Annotated in this window: 14 protein-coding genes and 1 pseudogene; 9 read left to right on the top strand and 6 right to left on the bottom strand. The window is 70.0% G+C overall.

All coding sequences use genetic code 11. The annotated features are described in order from the left end of the window. Positions 1-23 precede the first annotated feature (23 nt). From ACYQ8Q_RS31925 to ACYQ8Q_RS31900, 6 genes are all read left to right on the top strand, one after another. Entirely contained in the window at positions 24-422 is a 399-nt protein-coding gene (locus tag ACYQ8Q_RS31925) for a DUF742 domain-containing protein (protein WP_055633953.1), read from the top strand. After that, positions 403-978 carry a GTP-binding protein gene (locus ACYQ8Q_RS31920; protein ID WP_054239771.1) on the top strand — a complete coding sequence of 192 codons (576 nt, stop codon included), beginning with the start codon at positions 403-405 and terminating at the stop codon, positions 976-978. The genes ACYQ8Q_RS31925 and ACYQ8Q_RS31920 overlap by 20 nt, the downstream gene beginning before the upstream one ends. Before the next feature lie 375 nt (positions 979-1,353). Next, complete coding sequence (locus ACYQ8Q_RS31915; protein WP_460069821.1) at positions 1,354-4,635, top strand: sensor histidine kinase; 3,282 nt, start codon at positions 1,354-1,356, stop codon at positions 4,633-4,635. Between the two features lie 10 nt (positions 4,636-4,645). Then, positions 4,646-5,059 carry a roadblock/LC7 domain-containing protein gene (locus ACYQ8Q_RS31910; RefSeq protein ID WP_356035147.1) on the top strand — a complete coding sequence of 138 codons (414 nt, stop codon included), beginning with the start codon at positions 4,646-4,648 and terminating at the stop codon, positions 5,057-5,059. Positions 5,060-5,155: 96 nt separating this feature from the next. Beyond that, positions 5,156-5,743, top strand: coding sequence for a DUF742 domain-containing protein (locus tag ACYQ8Q_RS31905; RefSeq protein WP_055633954.1), 588 nt, complete (start codon positions 5,156-5,158; stop codon positions 5,741-5,743). After that, entirely contained in the window at positions 5,724-6,305 is a 582-nt protein-coding gene (locus ACYQ8Q_RS31900; protein WP_055633955.1) for a GTP-binding protein, read from the top strand. Before ACYQ8Q_RS31905 ends, ACYQ8Q_RS31900 begins: the two co-directional genes overlap by 20 nt. Before the next feature lie 66 nt (positions 6,306-6,371). Here the strand turns inward: ACYQ8Q_RS31900 and ACYQ8Q_RS31895 are convergent, their stop codons facing one another. The 3 genes from ACYQ8Q_RS31895 to ACYQ8Q_RS31885 form a co-directional block, all read right to left on the bottom strand. After that, positions 6,372-6,875, bottom strand: coding sequence for a hypothetical protein (locus tag ACYQ8Q_RS31895; protein WP_460069818.1), 504 nt, complete (start codon positions 6,873-6,875; stop codon positions 6,372-6,374). Positions 6,876-6,946: 71 nt separating this feature from the next. Continuing rightward, positions 6,947-7,141, bottom strand: a complete 195-nt coding sequence (locus ACYQ8Q_RS31890; RefSeq protein ID WP_460069817.1) for an acyl-CoA carboxylase subunit epsilon — start codon at positions 7,139-7,141, stop codon at positions 6,947-6,949. A 57-nt stretch (positions 7,142-7,198) separates the two neighbouring features. Continuing rightward, positions 7,199-8,803 (bottom strand): acyl-CoA carboxylase subunit beta, encoded by a 1,605-nt coding sequence (locus tag ACYQ8Q_RS31885; protein ID WP_460069815.1) that lies wholly within the window; start codon positions 8,801-8,803, stop codon positions 7,199-7,201. A gap of 326 nt (positions 8,804-9,129) precedes the next feature. Here ACYQ8Q_RS31885 and ACYQ8Q_RS31880 point away from each other — a divergent pair, with 326 nt between their 5' ends. The 3 genes from ACYQ8Q_RS31880 to ACYQ8Q_RS31870 all read left to right on the top strand — a co-directional run bounded on the left by ACYQ8Q_RS31880 (position 9,130) and on the right by ACYQ8Q_RS31870 (position 11,459). Further along, positions 9,130-9,732: a YceI family protein gene (locus tag ACYQ8Q_RS31880; RefSeq protein ID WP_460069813.1), complete on the top strand. Its 603-nt coding sequence runs from the start codon at positions 9,130-9,132 to the stop codon at positions 9,730-9,732. Between the two features lie 103 nt (positions 9,733-9,835). After that, positions 9,836-10,474 (top strand): hypothetical protein, encoded by a 639-nt coding sequence (locus ACYQ8Q_RS31875; RefSeq protein WP_460069812.1) that lies wholly within the window; start codon positions 9,836-9,838, stop codon positions 10,472-10,474. Positions 10,475-10,676: 202 nt separating this feature from the next. Next, positions 10,677-11,459, top strand: a complete 783-nt coding sequence (locus tag ACYQ8Q_RS31870; protein ID WP_460069810.1) for a S1 family peptidase — start codon at positions 10,677-10,679, stop codon at positions 11,457-11,459. A 107-nt stretch (positions 11,460-11,566) separates the two neighbouring features. Here ACYQ8Q_RS31870 and ACYQ8Q_RS31865 read toward each other — a convergent pair whose 3' ends face one another. The 3 genes and pseudogenes from ACYQ8Q_RS31865 to ACYQ8Q_RS31855 form a co-directional block, all read right to left on the bottom strand. Then, on the bottom strand, positions 11,567-12,922 hold the full coding sequence (locus ACYQ8Q_RS31865) for a hypothetical protein (RefSeq protein WP_460069808.1): 1,356 nt from the start codon (positions 12,920-12,922) through the stop codon (positions 11,567-11,569). Between the two features lie 32 nt (positions 12,923-12,954). Further along, positions 12,955-13,438: pseudogene (locus ACYQ8Q_RS31860) on the bottom strand (glycosyl hydrolase); the annotation flags it as partial. After that, a complete protein-coding gene (locus ACYQ8Q_RS31855; protein WP_460069806.1) occupies positions 13,393-13,623 on the bottom strand; it encodes a hypothetical protein in 231 nt (76 codons plus the stop codon). The gene ACYQ8Q_RS31855 and the pseudogene ACYQ8Q_RS31860, both read right to left, overlap by 46 nt. Between the last annotated feature and the right edge of the window lie 136 nt (positions 13,624-13,759).

Genomic DNA, 13,759 nt, shown 5'->3' with positions numbered 1-13,759 from the left:
ATGCTGTCCCGCCCGGAGGATCCATGACCCCGCCCCCCGCCCATCATGATCCGTACGCGGAGCCGTACGGGGATGAGGGCGACCAGCCGCTGGTGCGTCCTTATGCGATGACCGGTGGCCGGACCCGGCCGCGCTACCAGCTCGCCATCGAGGCGCTGATCAGCACCACGGCCGACCCGGCAGCGCTCATGGGGCTGCTTCCGGAGCACCAGCGCATCTGCCACCTCTGCCGTGAGGTGAAGTCGGTCGCCGAGGTCTCGGCGCTGCTGGCCATGCCGCTCGGCGTGGCGCGGATCCTGGTGGCGGACCTCGCCGAGGCCGGTCTGGTGGCCATCCACCAGCCGGGCGGCGACGAGAACAACGGCGGCGCTCCGGACGTGACGCTGCTCGAAAGGGTGCTCAGTGGACTTCGCAAGCTCTGACGGGGGCCGGGCCACCACTTCCGCGAAGATCGTGGTGGCGGGTGGCTTCGGCGTGGGCAAGACCACGTTCGTGGGAGCGGTCTCCGAGATCAACCCGCTGCGTACCGAGGCCGTCATGACGTCCGCGTCGGCGGGCATCGACGACCTCACCCACACCGGGGACAAGACCACCACCACGGTGGCCATGGACTTCGGACGCATCACCCTGGACCAGGACCTGATCCTCTACCTGTTCGGCACCCCCGGCCAGGACCGCTTCTGGTTCATGTGGGACGACCTGGTCCGCGGCGCCATCGGCGCCATCGTCCTCGTGGACACCCGCCGCCTCGCCGACTGCTTCCCCGCCGTCGACTACTTCGAGAACAGCGGCCTGCCCTTCGTCGTCGCCCTCAACGGCTTCGACGGGAGCCAGCCCTACCAGCCCGAAGAGGTGCGCGAGGCGCTCCAGATCGGCCCGGACACCCCGATCATCACGACGGACGCCCGCCACCGCTCGGACGCCAAGTCGGCGCTCATCACGCTGGTCGAGCACGCGCTCATGGCGCGTCTGCGGTAACTTTCAAGTTCCCAGTGCCTCTACGGCACTTGTCGTAGACGCTTCGGAGCCGGCTGTGGCCTTTGACACGGCCGGCTCCGGTGTTCATAACGTTTCGGCAGAGGAATCGGGTGGTATCGACACGCGTCGCGGTCACTTGGTCTCGCTGTGCGCACGAAGGCCCCGTCTTTTGACGGGGCTCGCTCTTTTTGACCGTTTTACGTGGGGCTTACATCACTTCGAACCGGCGCTTCCCCATGTTTGGAATCGCGCAGGACGTCGTGCTGGAATGCCTGAACTGCCCAATAGTCAATGACGTACTGATGGTCGATGGCTGACCGGGCTCTGAGACACTGCGGCACGGAAGGTGCCGACCGCCGAGAGGTTGTTGGTCGAGTGAGGCGAAGCAAGAAAAGTCCCGAGCCTGCGGCCCGGGGCAACTTCACGCCGCCGCCGCGCGGAGCGGCGCCCGCCCCTGTGCCCGGCTCGGAGCCGACGGCCGCCCCCCCGAAGAGCGGTGGTCGTCTGTCCCCGCGCAACTGGCGGGTGCCGACGAGGCTGAACGCGATCCTGCTCATACCCGTGCTGGTCGGCCTGGTCATGGGCGGCTTCCAGGTGAAGGGCTCGATCGACACCTGGCAGGAGGCGCGGGACGCGGAGAAGGTGGCGAAGATCGTGGCCGCCGCCGGCCAGTACGCCCAGGCCCTCCTCAACGAGCGCGACGTCTCCGCCGAGCCCCTGCTGGAGAACAAGACGGACTCCGCCGTCGTCAAGCAGGCCCGCGCGGTCACAGACGCGAAGGCGGCTGCCTTCCACCAGGAGACCGTCGGGATGCCCGACAAGGAGGGCCTCAAGCGCCGGCTGAACCTGGTGGAGGAGGCCGAGCCGACGCTGACGAAGATCCGCGCGGCCGCCTTCACCAAGAAGATGGACCCGGTTCAGACCGAAGAGGGCTACGTCGCCGTCGAGCACCTGCTCGTGGAGTTCTCCAACGAACTCGGCCTCGGCACCGGCAACATCACGGCGTACGGCCGTTCGGTGTACGCCCTCGCCCTCGGCAAGGGTGCCGAATCCCTGCAGCGCGCGATCGGCATGCACCTCCTGGTCCGGCCCAGCCCCGACGAGAAGGTCTACCGGCAGCAGCTCACCGCCTTCACCTCGTACGCCTACCTCGAGGGCATCGCCATGCAGGAGTTCGTCTCCGGCGGTACCCCCCAGGACTCCGTACGGCTCCAGGAGGTCATGAAGGAGAAGCAGTCCGAGGGCGAGAAGGCGGCTGCCGACGCCAAGGCGAAGGCGGAGGCCGCGGGCCAGACCTTCACCGCGCCGCCGTCGATGACCGACATGATCAAGCTGATCGGCAGCGGTCAGCTGACCACCGCCCAGCTCGCCGCCCAGGGCGTCACCGCCAAGTCCTGGATGGCCGCCGCGACCCTGAAGTTCGAGGGGTACGACCAGCTCGAGACCGAGATGATCAACCGCGCGGTGGACGAGGCCGGCCAGATCGCCTCCGACGCCCAGCGCGACGCGATCATCAACGCCTCGATCGTCATCATCGCCCTGCTGGCCGCGTTCATCATCGCCTCGCTCATGGCCCGGCAGATGAGCACCTCGATGCGCCAGCTGCGCAACGCCGCCTTCGGCATCGCCGAGCAGCGGCTGCCGATGCTGGTCGACCAGCTCTCGCGCACCGACCCCGGCCGGGTCGACACCCGCGTCCAGCCCATCCCGATCAACACCCGCGACGAGATCGGCGAAGTCGCCCGCGCCTTCGACCAGGTCCACCGCGAGGCCGTCCGGCTCGCCGCCGAGCAGGCCCTGCTGCGGGGCAACATCAACGCGATCTTCACCAACCTCTCGCGCCGCAACCAGTCGCTGATCGAGGGCCAGCTGACCCTGATCACCGACCTGGAGAACAACGAGGCCGACCCGGACCAGCTGGAGAACCTCTTCCGCCTGGACCACCTCGCGACCCGTATGCGCCGCAACGGCGAGAACCTCCTGGTCCTCGCCGGCGAGGAGCCCGGCCGCCGCTGGGACCAGCCGGTCCCGCTGGTCGACGTGCTGCGCGCCGCCTCCTCCGAGGTGGAGCAGTACGAGCGCATCGAGCTCTCCGGCGTCCCGGAGGCCGAGATCCACGGCCGTGCCGTGACCGACCTCGTGCACCTGCTCGCCGAGCTCCTGGAGAACGCGACGACGTTCTCCTCCCCGCAGACCAAGGTCCGCGTGACCGCGACCCGTCTCCCCGACGGCCGCGTGATGATCGAGATCCACGACAAGGGCATCGGCCTGACCGCCGAGGACTTCGCGGACATCAACCACAAGCTGGCCAACCCGCCGACCGTGGACGCCGCGATCTCCCAGCGCATGGGCCTCTTCGTGGTCGGCCGGCTGTCCGACCGGCACGGCATCCGGGTCCAGCTGCGCCCCTCGGGCGAGCAGGCCGGCACCACCTCGCTGGTCATGCTCCCGGACGCCATCACCCACGGTGGCGGCGGCGAGCAGCCCGAGCGCGACGAGTTCACCGTCTCGCAGATCATCCCGGAGCAGCACCACCAGCCGCAGCTCCCGGGCGAGGACTTCAACACCGGCCTGCCGATGCGCACGGCCGCCGAGCTCGGCTTCGACGACAGCCGCTACGAGGTCCCCGACGACCTGCGCGACCTGGACCCGGTGGGCCGTTCGCTGATGCGCGAGGAGCGCAAGGCGGCCCTGGAGTCCCAGGCCGGTCACCCGCAGCAGACCCAGGAGATCCCCGCCTTCGCGGAGGGCTTCGACGGCACGCCGCAGCAGCCCGCGTACGACAACGGCTTCGACGCGGCCCCGACGGGCTACGACAGCAGCCAGACGGCGTTCGTGGACCAGCAGGGGGCGTACGAGGGCGCGAACGGCCAGAGCGGCCGTACGGCGTACGAGGAGCCGCAGCAGGCGCCGTACGAGGAGCAGCAGCGGCCTGCGTACGACGAGCAGTACTTCGCGCCGAACGACGGGATGCCGCAGGGCGAGTCCTTCTCGGCCCCGAACGGTGTGCCGCAGAGCAACGGCTTCTCGCCCAACGGCGGTTACCCGGACCCCGCGTATGCGGAACCGGCCCAGCCGGCGTACGAGGAGAAGTCCTACCAGGACGACTGGCCGCAGCAGTCCGGTTACCAGAACGGCTACCCGGACCAGTACGCTCCGGAAGCGGAATCCACGCAGGCCGCTGACGCGGGTGAGCAGGACCGCGTAGGCTTCGACCGTCCGGGACCGGCCCCCTCCGCCGTCCACGAGCTGACCGACGCCGGACTTCCCCGCCGCGGATCCACCGCGGCGAACGGTTCGAACGGCGCCGCACGGCCCGTGACCGCGGAAGCGCCGGCCCCCACTTCGGAGAGCAACGGCGACAGCGCCTGGCGTTCGGCGAACGACGCGCGCTGGCAGCAGGCCTCACAGCTCCGGAAGCCCAAGGCAGGCGGGGTCACCTCGTCCGGTCTGCCGCGGCGGGTACCCAAGGCCAACCTGGTCGAGGGCACCGCCGAGAGCACCCCTCAGGGAGGCCCACAGGTCTCCCGCGCCCCGGAGGACGTCCGAGGCAGGTTGAGCAACCTGCGTCGGGGCGTCCAGCGCGGACGCAACGCAGGCAGTGAAACGAACGGCCAGGGCTTCGGTCCTGACAGCACCTACAACCAGGAGCGTTAGTGTGAGCCCGATGAGCCAGGCGGCACAGAACCTGAACTGGGTGATCACCAACTTCGTGGACAACACCCCGGGGGTGTCCCACACGGTGGTGGTCTCCGCCGACGGACTCCTTCTGGCGATGTCCGAAGGCTTCCCCCGCGACCGTGCCGACCAGCTCGCGGCCGTCGCCTCCGGTCTGACGTCCCTGACGGCAGGCGCCTCCCGGATCTTCGAGGGCGGCAGCGTGAACCAGACGGTTGTGGAGATGGAACGGGGATTCCTCTTCCTCATGTCCATTTCCGACGGTTCCTCGCTCGCGGTCCTCGCGCACCCGGAGGCGGACATCGGCCTCATCGGGTACGAAATGGCTCTTCTGGTGGACCGTGCCGGCACGGTTCTGACGCCCGATCTTCGTGCGGAGCTCCAAGGCAGCCTGCTCAACTAACAGTAGGACGGTGCGTTTTGGCGTCCCGAGGCCGTAGGGTTTCGGGACGCGGCTCCATAGTGATGGGTGCCCGGCACAGTCGGAGGAGGAGAGAAAGTGGCAACACCCCCAGGCGGTTCGAATACGGGTAATTGGTCGTACGGTCCTCCCCAGGGCCCGGGCGACGGTTCCCACAACCCGAACCGTTACAACTTCCCCTCCGCACCGAGCCAGCAACGGCCGTACGCACCCCAGAGCCCGCAGGGCCCCGGGCCGTCGCCGTACGACCAGCCGCAGGCCCCGCGCATCCAGCCCGTGCAGCCGCAGCGCCGCACCCCCGAGCCGGCGCCCGCCGGGGCGTCGAACAACCCCCTGGTGCGTCCGTACGCCATGACCGGCGGCCGGACGCGCCCGCGGTACCAGCTCGCCATCGAGGCGCTGGTGCACACCACTGCGCAGCCGCACCAGATGCAGGGCCAGCTGCCCGAGCATCAGCGGATCTGCAATCTGTGCCGTGAGATCAAGTCGGTGGCCGAGATCTCGGCCCTCCTGACCATCCCTCTCGGCGTGGCCAGGATCCTCGTCGCCGACTTGGCGGAGGCGGGACTGGTCGCCATCCATCAGCCCGGCGGCGACGAGAGCGCCGGCGGCCAGCCAGACGTGACACTGCTCGAAAGGGTGCTCAGTGGACTTCGCAAGCTCTAGCGGCGGTCCTTCCCGCTCCACCACCTCGGCGAAGATCGTGGTGGCGGGTGGCTTCGGCGTGGGCAAGACCACGTTCGTCGGGGCCGTCTCGGAGATCAACCCGCTGCGTACCGAGGCCGTCATGACGTCCGCGTCGGCGGGCATCGACGACCTCACCCACACCGGGGACAAGACCACCACCACGGTGGCCATGGACTTCGGACGCATCACCCTGGACCAGGACCTGATCCTCTACCTGTTCGGCACCCCCGGCCAGGACCGCTTCTGGTTCATGTGGGACGACCTGGTCCGCGGCGCCATCGGCGCCATCGTCCTCGTGGACACCCGCCGCCTCGCCGACTGCTTCCCCGCCGTCGACTACTTCGAGAACAGCGGCCTGCCGTTCGTGATCGCCCTCAACGGCTTCGACGGCAACCAGCCGTACAACCCCGAAGAGGTGCGCGAGGCGCTCCAGATCGGTCCGGACGCCCCGATCATCACGACGGACGCCCGCCACCGCTCGGACGCCAAGTCGGCGCTCATCACGCTCGTGGAGCACGCGCTGATGGCCCGCCTGCGGTAGGTAGATCTCCGACACGAAACGGCCCCTGTGCCCTCCTCGCGAGGGCACAGGGGCCGTTTCGTCGCATCAGCCGGCGGCTCCGAGGAGTGTCCGCAGGGAGCCCATGCCGTACTTGTCCTCGGTGCTGGAGAGCGCGGCGACCTCCAGCAGCAGCGGGCGGATGTCGACGCCGGCCTGCCGGGCCTGGGCGCACAGGTCGTGCAGGGTGAGCAGTTCGTCGCGGGTGTCGTGGCCCTGGTCCCGGGCGGACAGATGCAGCAGTTCCTGCCGGAACCCCTCGGCCGTGTGCGCGTACGGCAGGTGCGTGGCCCAGCGGAACGAGGAGCGGCTCTCCAGCAGGGCACGTACGGCGGCGCGGTCCTCGTCGTCGCCGTGCTCGTAACGGGCGAGCAGCTCGCGCAGCGCGGCCTCGGCCTCCGCGCGGACGCCCACCTCGTCCAGCGGTCGTGGGCCCTCACGCATCCGCCTCTCCCAGCCGGGGTCGGTGGTGTCCACCGGCCGGTTCGCGATCGGCTCCAGCAGGGCGTCGATCCGCGCCACCTCGTCCACGAGTGCCGTCGGCAATCCCATCCGTCTCCCCTTTCCGGTATGCCGAAGGGCCCCTCTCTGGGAGAGGGGCCCTTCTTGCTGTGTCCGGGGACTCAGCGCCAGCTGTGCGGGGCGCGGAAGCCGTTCTCGCGCTCCAGACGGCGCCAGCCGGCCTTGCGGCGGGGGCGGTGGGCCTGGGCGGGCTCGGAGGTGCGGGCGGCGGCACGGGCCAGCAGGATCGCCGTGATGGCGGCGACCTCCTCGGGCTCGGCATGGCCCTTCTCGACGCGGATGTCGGGAGTGTTCATGGGTGTCAGTCTCCGTGAGAGAGGTTTCCGCAGGGGTATCGGCGAGAGTCCGCCGGGTTACTGCGGGGGGTTGCCGTGCTTGCGCGACGGCAGGTCGGCGTGCTTGGACTGGAGCATCGCGAGCGACTTGATGAGGATCTCGCGGGTCTCGGCGGGGTCGATGACGTCGTCGACCAGGCCGCGCTCGGCCGCGTAGTAGGGGTGCATCAGCTCGGACTTGTACTCCTTGACCATGCGGGCCCGCATGGCCTCGGGGTCCTCGGCCTCCGCGATCTGACGCCGGAAGATGACGTTGGCGGCGCCCTCGGCGCCCATCACGGCGATCTCGTTGGTCGGCCAGGCGTAGGTGAGGTCGGCGCCGATGGACTGGCTGTCCATGACGATGTACGCCCCGCCGTAGGCCTTGCGCAGGATGAGCGAGATCCGGGGCACGGTCGCGTTGCAGTAGGCGTACAGCAGCTTCGCGCCGTGGCGGATGATTCCACCGTGCTCCTGGTCGACGCCCGGGAGGAAGCCGGGGACGTCCAGAAGGGTGAGGATCGGGATGTTGAACGCGTCGCACATCTGCACGAAGCGGGCGGCCTTCTCGGAGGCCTCGATGTCCAGCACGCCGGCCAGGGACTGGGGCTGGTTGGCGACGATGCCGACGACCTGGCCGTCGAGGCGGGCCAGGGCGCAGATGATGTTGCGGGCCCAGCGCTCGTGGACCTCGAGGTACTCGCCGTCGTCGACGATCTCCTCGATGACCTTGGTCATGTCGTAGGGCCGGTTGCCGTCGGCCGGGACCAGGTCGAGCAGTGCGTCGCCGCGTCGGTCCGCCGGGTCGCCGGTGGCGACGCGCGGGGGGTTCTCGCGGTTGTTCTGCGGCAGCAGCGACAGGAGGTAGCGGACCTCCGCGATGCAGGTCTCCTCGTCGTCGTAGGCGAAGTGGCATACGCCGGAGGTCTCGGCGTGCACGTCCGCGCCGCCGAGGCCGTTCTGGGTGATCTCCTCGCCGGTGACCGCCTTGACGACGTCCGGGCCGGTGATGAACATCTGCGAGGTCTCGCGGACCATGAACACGAAGTCGGTCAGGGCGGGGCTGTAGGCCGCGCCGCCCGCGCAGGGACCGAGCATCACCGAGATCTGCGGGATGACACCCGACGCTTTGGTGTTGCGCTGGAAGATGCCGCCGTAGCCGGCGAGCGCGGAGACGCCCTCCTGGATCCGGGCGCCGGCGCCGTCGTTGAGCGACACCAGCGGCGCACCGGCCGCGATGGCCATGTCCATGATCTTGTGGATCTTCATGGCGTGGGCCTCGCCCAGGGCGCCGCCGAAGATACGGAAGTCATGGGCGTAGACGAAGACCGTACGGCCCTCCACCGTGCCCCAGCCGGTGATCACACCGTCCGTGTACGGCTTCTTCGTCTCCAGACCGAAACCGCTCGCCCGGTGCCGGCGCAGCTGCTCGACCTCCTGGAAGGAACCCGGGTCCACGAGCAGCTCGATCCGCTCCCGCGCGGTCAGCTTGCCCTTGGCGTGCTGCGCCTGGGTCGCCTTCTCGCTCGGACCGGCCAGGGCCTGCGCACGGATCCCGTGCAGCTCGGCCACCCGCCCGCGAGCGTCGGTGGGCTCCGAGGGCACCGCGTCCGGTTCGCCCGTCGTCTCTTCCAATACGGTCATGTAGCGACCTTACGAAGCCCGCCAAGGAAAGCGAGACGTCGACTCCGTACAGTCCTCGGAGCGTTTTCCTGGTAGCACTGAACAGAACCATGGGGGCGTGCAGGCGTTCTGACTGCTCAGGAGGCTTGTGGCTTGTAGAGGTCACACAAAGGCCGCGGATGAGACACCGTTCACATCCGGGCGTGCGGCACGCCGTGGGGCATCCGCCGTCGGAGTGACGCGGCGAGCCTGACGGGGTGCGCGCCGGAATAGGTCTACGGTTGCCCGCGTTAACGTCGTTGAAGATTCAACAGAAACGATCTTCTCGTCCCCACAGGAGGCACGTCATGGGCATCTTCGGCCGCAAGGACACCGGCGAGACCACCGCCGACGCCACGGTGACGCCGGACCTCGCCGCGCTCACCGGCGACTACTCGATCGACCCGGCACACTCCACGATCGGCTTCGTCGCCCGGCACGCGATGGTCACGAACGTCAAGGGCAAGTTCAACGACTTCACCGGGTCCCTGCACCTGGACGGCGCCGACCCGTCGCAGTCCTCCGCCTCCATCGACGTGAAGATGGAGAGCATCGACACCGGCTCCGCCGACCGTGACGGCCACCTGAAGAGCGCGGACTTCTTCAAGACCGACGAGTTCCCGGCCATGACCTTCCGCTCCACCTCCGCCGAGGCGCTGGGCGGCGACGACTACCGGATCACCGGCGATCTGAGCATCCTCGGCGTGACCAAGCCGATCACCATAGACCTGGAGTTCAACGGCTCCGCCAAGGACCCGTTCGGCAACGAGCGCGTCGGCTTCGAGGGCAAGGCGGAGATCCTGCGCTCCGAGTGGGGCCTGACCTGGAACGCCGCGCTGGAGACCGGGGGCGTTCTGGTCTCGGACAGGATCAAGCTGAACTTCGACATCTCGGCGATCAAGAACGCCTGATCCGAGAGCCGGGGCAGGACAGAAAACCTCAGAAAGCAGCAGATGGCGGCCGGAAGCGGAATGCTCCCGGCCGCCACCTGTGAGCCGTGCCACAGTCGCGGTCATGAGCACCAGGACCGGACCCCAGCACTACCCGGGCGCCCACCGCGACCACTGGTACCAGAGCGAGTTCGGCGGTGACCGGATGGAGGTCAACGCCGTCGTTCTGCACACCACCGAGGGCCGTTCGCTGCCCGACTACCAGGGCGGCGCGAGCGCGCCGAACCTCACCGCCGTGCCGGACTTCGGCGCCAAGCGGCTGCGGTGGTACCAGCACTTCGACATCGACATCTCCTCGCGCGCGCTGGTCAATCTGCGCGGCGGGGTGGAGACGAACACCCTGAACGTCTGCCAGGTGGAACTCGTCGGCACCTGCGACCCCGAGCGCCACACCAAGTGGGGGACGGGCGAACCGGGGCACATCTACTGGCCCCAGGCCCCCGAGTGGGCGCTGCGCGGCGTGGCCCGGTACCTGGCGTGGATGCACATCCACCACGACGTACCGCTGCGCGGCCCGTCCCTGTGGCCGCCGTACCCGAGGTCCTCCGGGAACGGGGGCGGCCAGCGGATGAGCTTCCGGCGCTGGAACGCGTTCCAGGGGGTGTGCGGGCACATGCACGTCCCGGAGAACACCCACGGCGACCCGGGAGCGATCGACTTCGAACAGCTCCTGGACTACGCCAAGTCGGCGGCCCAGGACTGAGCCCAGGACCGACCAGATCCCGCATCGCACCGGCGGCCGCGGTGCGGGACCGTGGCCGAATCGCAGCCCTTGTGCGGGGGCACAGCGGATTCACATAATCCTCGGGATGGATTTGACCTGACCATGCCAGCGCATGGGCGTTTCTTTGCCTTGTCGCATGACATGACCACGTCATAAATCGACCCCCCACGGAGGCAGCACCATGAAGAAGCTCCTCACCGCACTCAAGAGACTCGCGGCCGTCGGCGCCACCGCGCTCGCCGTCGCGAGCCTGCAGCCCGTGTCGGCCGCGCAGGCCGCCCCCTCCCCCGTCATCGGCGGAACCCGTGCCGCACAGGGCGAGTTCCCGTTCATGGTCCGGCTCTCGATGGGCTGCGGCGGCGCGCTCTACACCCAGCAGATCGTGCTGACCGCCGCCCACTGCGTCAGCGGCACCGGCGCCAACACGAGCATCACCGCCACCGCCGGCGTCGTGGACCTCCAGTCCACCACCGGCCGGGTCCAGGTGCGGTCGACGTACGTCTACCGGGCCCCCGGCTACAACGGCAACGGCAAGGACTGGGCGCTGATCAAGCTCGCGCAGCCCATCAACCTGCCGACGCTGAAGATCGCCACGACCACGCAGTACAACACCGGCACCTTCACCGTCGCCGGCTGGGGCGCCGCCGTCCAGGGCGGGGCCCAGCAGCGCTACCTGCTCAAGGCCACGGTGCCGTTCATCAGCGACGCGACCTGCCGGACGTACAGCGGCTACAGCGGGCTGGTGGCGAGCGACGAGATCTGTGCCGGCTATGCCTCCGGCGGTGTCGACACCTGTCAGGGTGACTCCGGCGGTCCCATGTTCCGCCGGGACTCCGCGAACGAGTGGATCCAGGTCGGCATCGTGAGCTGGGGCATCGGCTGCGCCCAGCCCAACGCCCCCGGCGTCTACTCCGAGGTGTCCACGTTCGCCTCGGCCATCGCCTCGGCGGCGGCCTCGCTCTGACGCTTCCGCTCAGGGAGCCGTGGTTCGGGTGCGGGTGCGTGGGGGCTGGTCGCGCAGTTCCCCGCGCCCCTGGGGGCGCTGCCTTCGGCCGCGCCCCCTCCCCCTTCTCAGAAACCTCCGCCGAAGTCGCCGCCTCCCCCGAAGTCGCCGCCCCCGCCGAAGTCCCCGCCTCCGAAGCCGCCGCCGAAGTCGCCCGGGTCGAAGTCGGCGCCGGAGACGTCGCCGCCGTCGTAGCCCCCGCCGAAGTCGCCGTAGCCCGAGCCGTAGTCGTTCGCGTACGACGGGGTGGCCATCAGACCGCCGAGCAAGGTGCCGACGAGGAGGCCGGGCAGCAGGCCGCCGCCGAAGTAACCGCCGGCCCAGGGGCCGTAGGCGGGACCGGCCTCCCAGTAGGGGCGGCGTCCGTAGTCGCTGTCCACCTCGCGGATCACCGGATCGCGGCCGTCGGCCAGCCGGGTGGCGTCCGCCGCGCAGACCGGGACCTCGCGTGGGGCCCCGCCCGGCGGCGTCCAGGCCGCGTCCGTGGTGGAGGGACCGTGGCGGGGGTCGAAGAAGCAGGGCGGGCGGCGCTCCGGCAGGGGCCGACGCTCCCGCCGGGCCGCGAGCTGGGCGAGGCAGAAGCGGCCGTCCTCCAGGGCCTGGGTGACAGGGCGCACGTCCTCCGGTCTGTTCGCCGCGGCCATCGCCGACTTCGCCCGGTCGTAGGCGTCCAGCGCGCGTTCGTAGTCGGCGCGCATCGCGTCGTCGGCACCCGGCTCGGCCGGGTGGAAGTCCAGGCGGTCCAGTTCCTCGCCGAAGGCGGTGATGTCCTCGTCGACCACCACCCGCAGCCTCTCCAGCGCCGCCCGTCGCTCCTCCTCGTGCCGGCGGCGGTTGCGCCGGACCAGGGTGTAGGCGCCCGCGCCGCCCGCGACGAGGACCACCCCGGCGGTGACCAGCCCGGCCGTGGAGATCCCGCCCCCGCCGCCGGAGGAGCCCCAGCTCGCGGGCGCCGAGCCGCGCATGGCCGGCAGGGCCCGGTCGGTGAAGTCGCCGAGCTGGGTGGCCGCGTCGGGCTCGTCCTGGACGCTGCTCACCAGGTTCCCCACGGCCGTGCGGGACAGGACGGCCGAGTCGGCGCGGGCGTCGAAGCGGTCGCCGAGGCGGATCGCGTACAGGCCGGTGACGCCGGTGGCCGTGCGCAGGTCGGTGAAGAGCCGGGCGGTCGGGTAGCCGGCCGGGAGGACGGTGACGAACAGGGGTTTGTCCGCGTCCTCGATCTGCCGCCGCAGGGCGGCCGCGTCCGCCGCGGAGAGCTGGGCGGACGCGGCCGGGTCGACGTAGACGGGGTTCTCGCGCAGGGCGTCGGCGATCCGCGACACGCTGGTCTCCGCCGCCGCGCGCGGTGCGAGCACGGTCAGGAGCGCCAGGGCCAGCGCCGCCAGCAGCACGGGAAGGCTTCGGGGCCGTACGACACCCTTCATATCTCGAAACTACCCGAAGCATCCCAAACAGGTCACCCGGCGCGATAGGCCTCGATCAGCTTGCGCACCGCCTGCGCGTACCGTCCGGTCAGCAGCAGATGGTCGGCCTCGGCGAAGGGTTTCGCGGAAGCGGCCGTGATCCGGTCGGCGATGCGCGACGGGACGATCCGGCGGGCCTGGTCGACGGCGTCGCGGCCCGCCCGTGCGGTGTGCGCCCGCCCCGCCGTGTCCGCGAGCCGGTTCAGGGCGGCCAGTCCGCCCCCGGGGGTCTTCGTCAGGGTCGTCAGACCCCAGCCGTACGGGTACTGCGGGTCGTACACCGTCACCGACGTTGATCGGGAGCTGGGCCTGCGAGCGGGGCCAGGTCACCGGGAGCCAGCCGGTGAAGGGACGGCGACCGTAGAGGACGTCGGCCACGCCCTCGGCGTAGGGGGTCTCGCCGACGACGACCACATCTACGTCGTAGCCGGTCAGGGGTGCGGAGGCGTCCTTGGAGTAGGTGAGCGAGGCACCCGCGCGGGCGGGTCGTCGGCGTCGCTGCCCCAGGTGAAGATGCCCTCGGCGGGCTGGGACGCGAAGGGGACCTCGCCCTCGAAGCGGTCGACGGGGGTCGGGGCGGGATCGGCGGCGGCGCGGACGGCGGTCGGGGACAGCAGCCCGGCGAACAGCGCGGTGGAGACGAGCAGGGCGGTTCTCGGCATGGACCTTCCCTCGGCTCTTCGGTTCACTCGGCTCTTCGGTTCACTCGGGACGCTTCACTCAGCACTTAGATCATGCCGTGAGTTAACTAACGGCCGCAGGCACGTCAAGAGGACTTCTCGCCCCGGGACAGGGACG

The sequence above is a fragment of the Streptomyces sp. YKOK-I1 genome (genome assembly GCF_054660435.1).
This window is presented reverse-complemented; position numbering and strand designations above follow the sequence as displayed.

Coding starts and splice junctions, on each gene's coding strand:
- ACYQ8Q_RS31865 (WP_460069808.1), bottom strand. CDS start 12,922: ATGAAGGGTGTCGTACGGCCCCGAAGCCTTCCCGTGCTGCTGGCGGCG.
- ACYQ8Q_RS31910 (WP_356035147.1), top strand. CDS start 4,646: ATGAGCCAGGCGGCACAGAACCTGAACTGGGTGATCACCAACTTCGTG.
- ACYQ8Q_RS31870 (WP_460069810.1), top strand. CDS start 10,677: ATGAAGAAGCTCCTCACCGCACTCAAGAGACTCGCGGCCGTCGGCGCC.
- ACYQ8Q_RS31880 (WP_460069813.1), top strand. CDS start 9,130: ATGGGCATCTTCGGCCGCAAGGACACCGGCGAGACCACCGCCGACGCC.
- ACYQ8Q_RS31885 (WP_460069815.1), bottom strand. CDS start 8,803: ATGACCGTATTGGAAGAGACGACGGGCGAACCGGACGCGGTGCCCTCG.
- ACYQ8Q_RS31855 (WP_460069806.1), bottom strand. CDS start 13,623: ATGCCGAGAACCGCCCTGCTCGTCTCCACCGCGCTGTTCGCCGGGCTG.
- ACYQ8Q_RS31875 (WP_460069812.1), top strand. CDS start 9,836: ATGAGCACCAGGACCGGACCCCAGCACTACCCGGGCGCCCACCGCGAC.
- ACYQ8Q_RS31890 (WP_460069817.1), bottom strand. CDS start 7,141: ATGAACACTCCCGACATCCGCGTCGAGAAGGGCCATGCCGAGCCCGAG.
- ACYQ8Q_RS31925 (WP_055633953.1), top strand. CDS start 24: ATGACCCCGCCCCCCGCCCATCATGATCCGTACGCGGAGCCGTACGGG.
- ACYQ8Q_RS31895 (WP_460069818.1), bottom strand. CDS start 6,875: ATGGGATTGCCGACGGCACTCGTGGACGAGGTGGCGCGGATCGACGCC.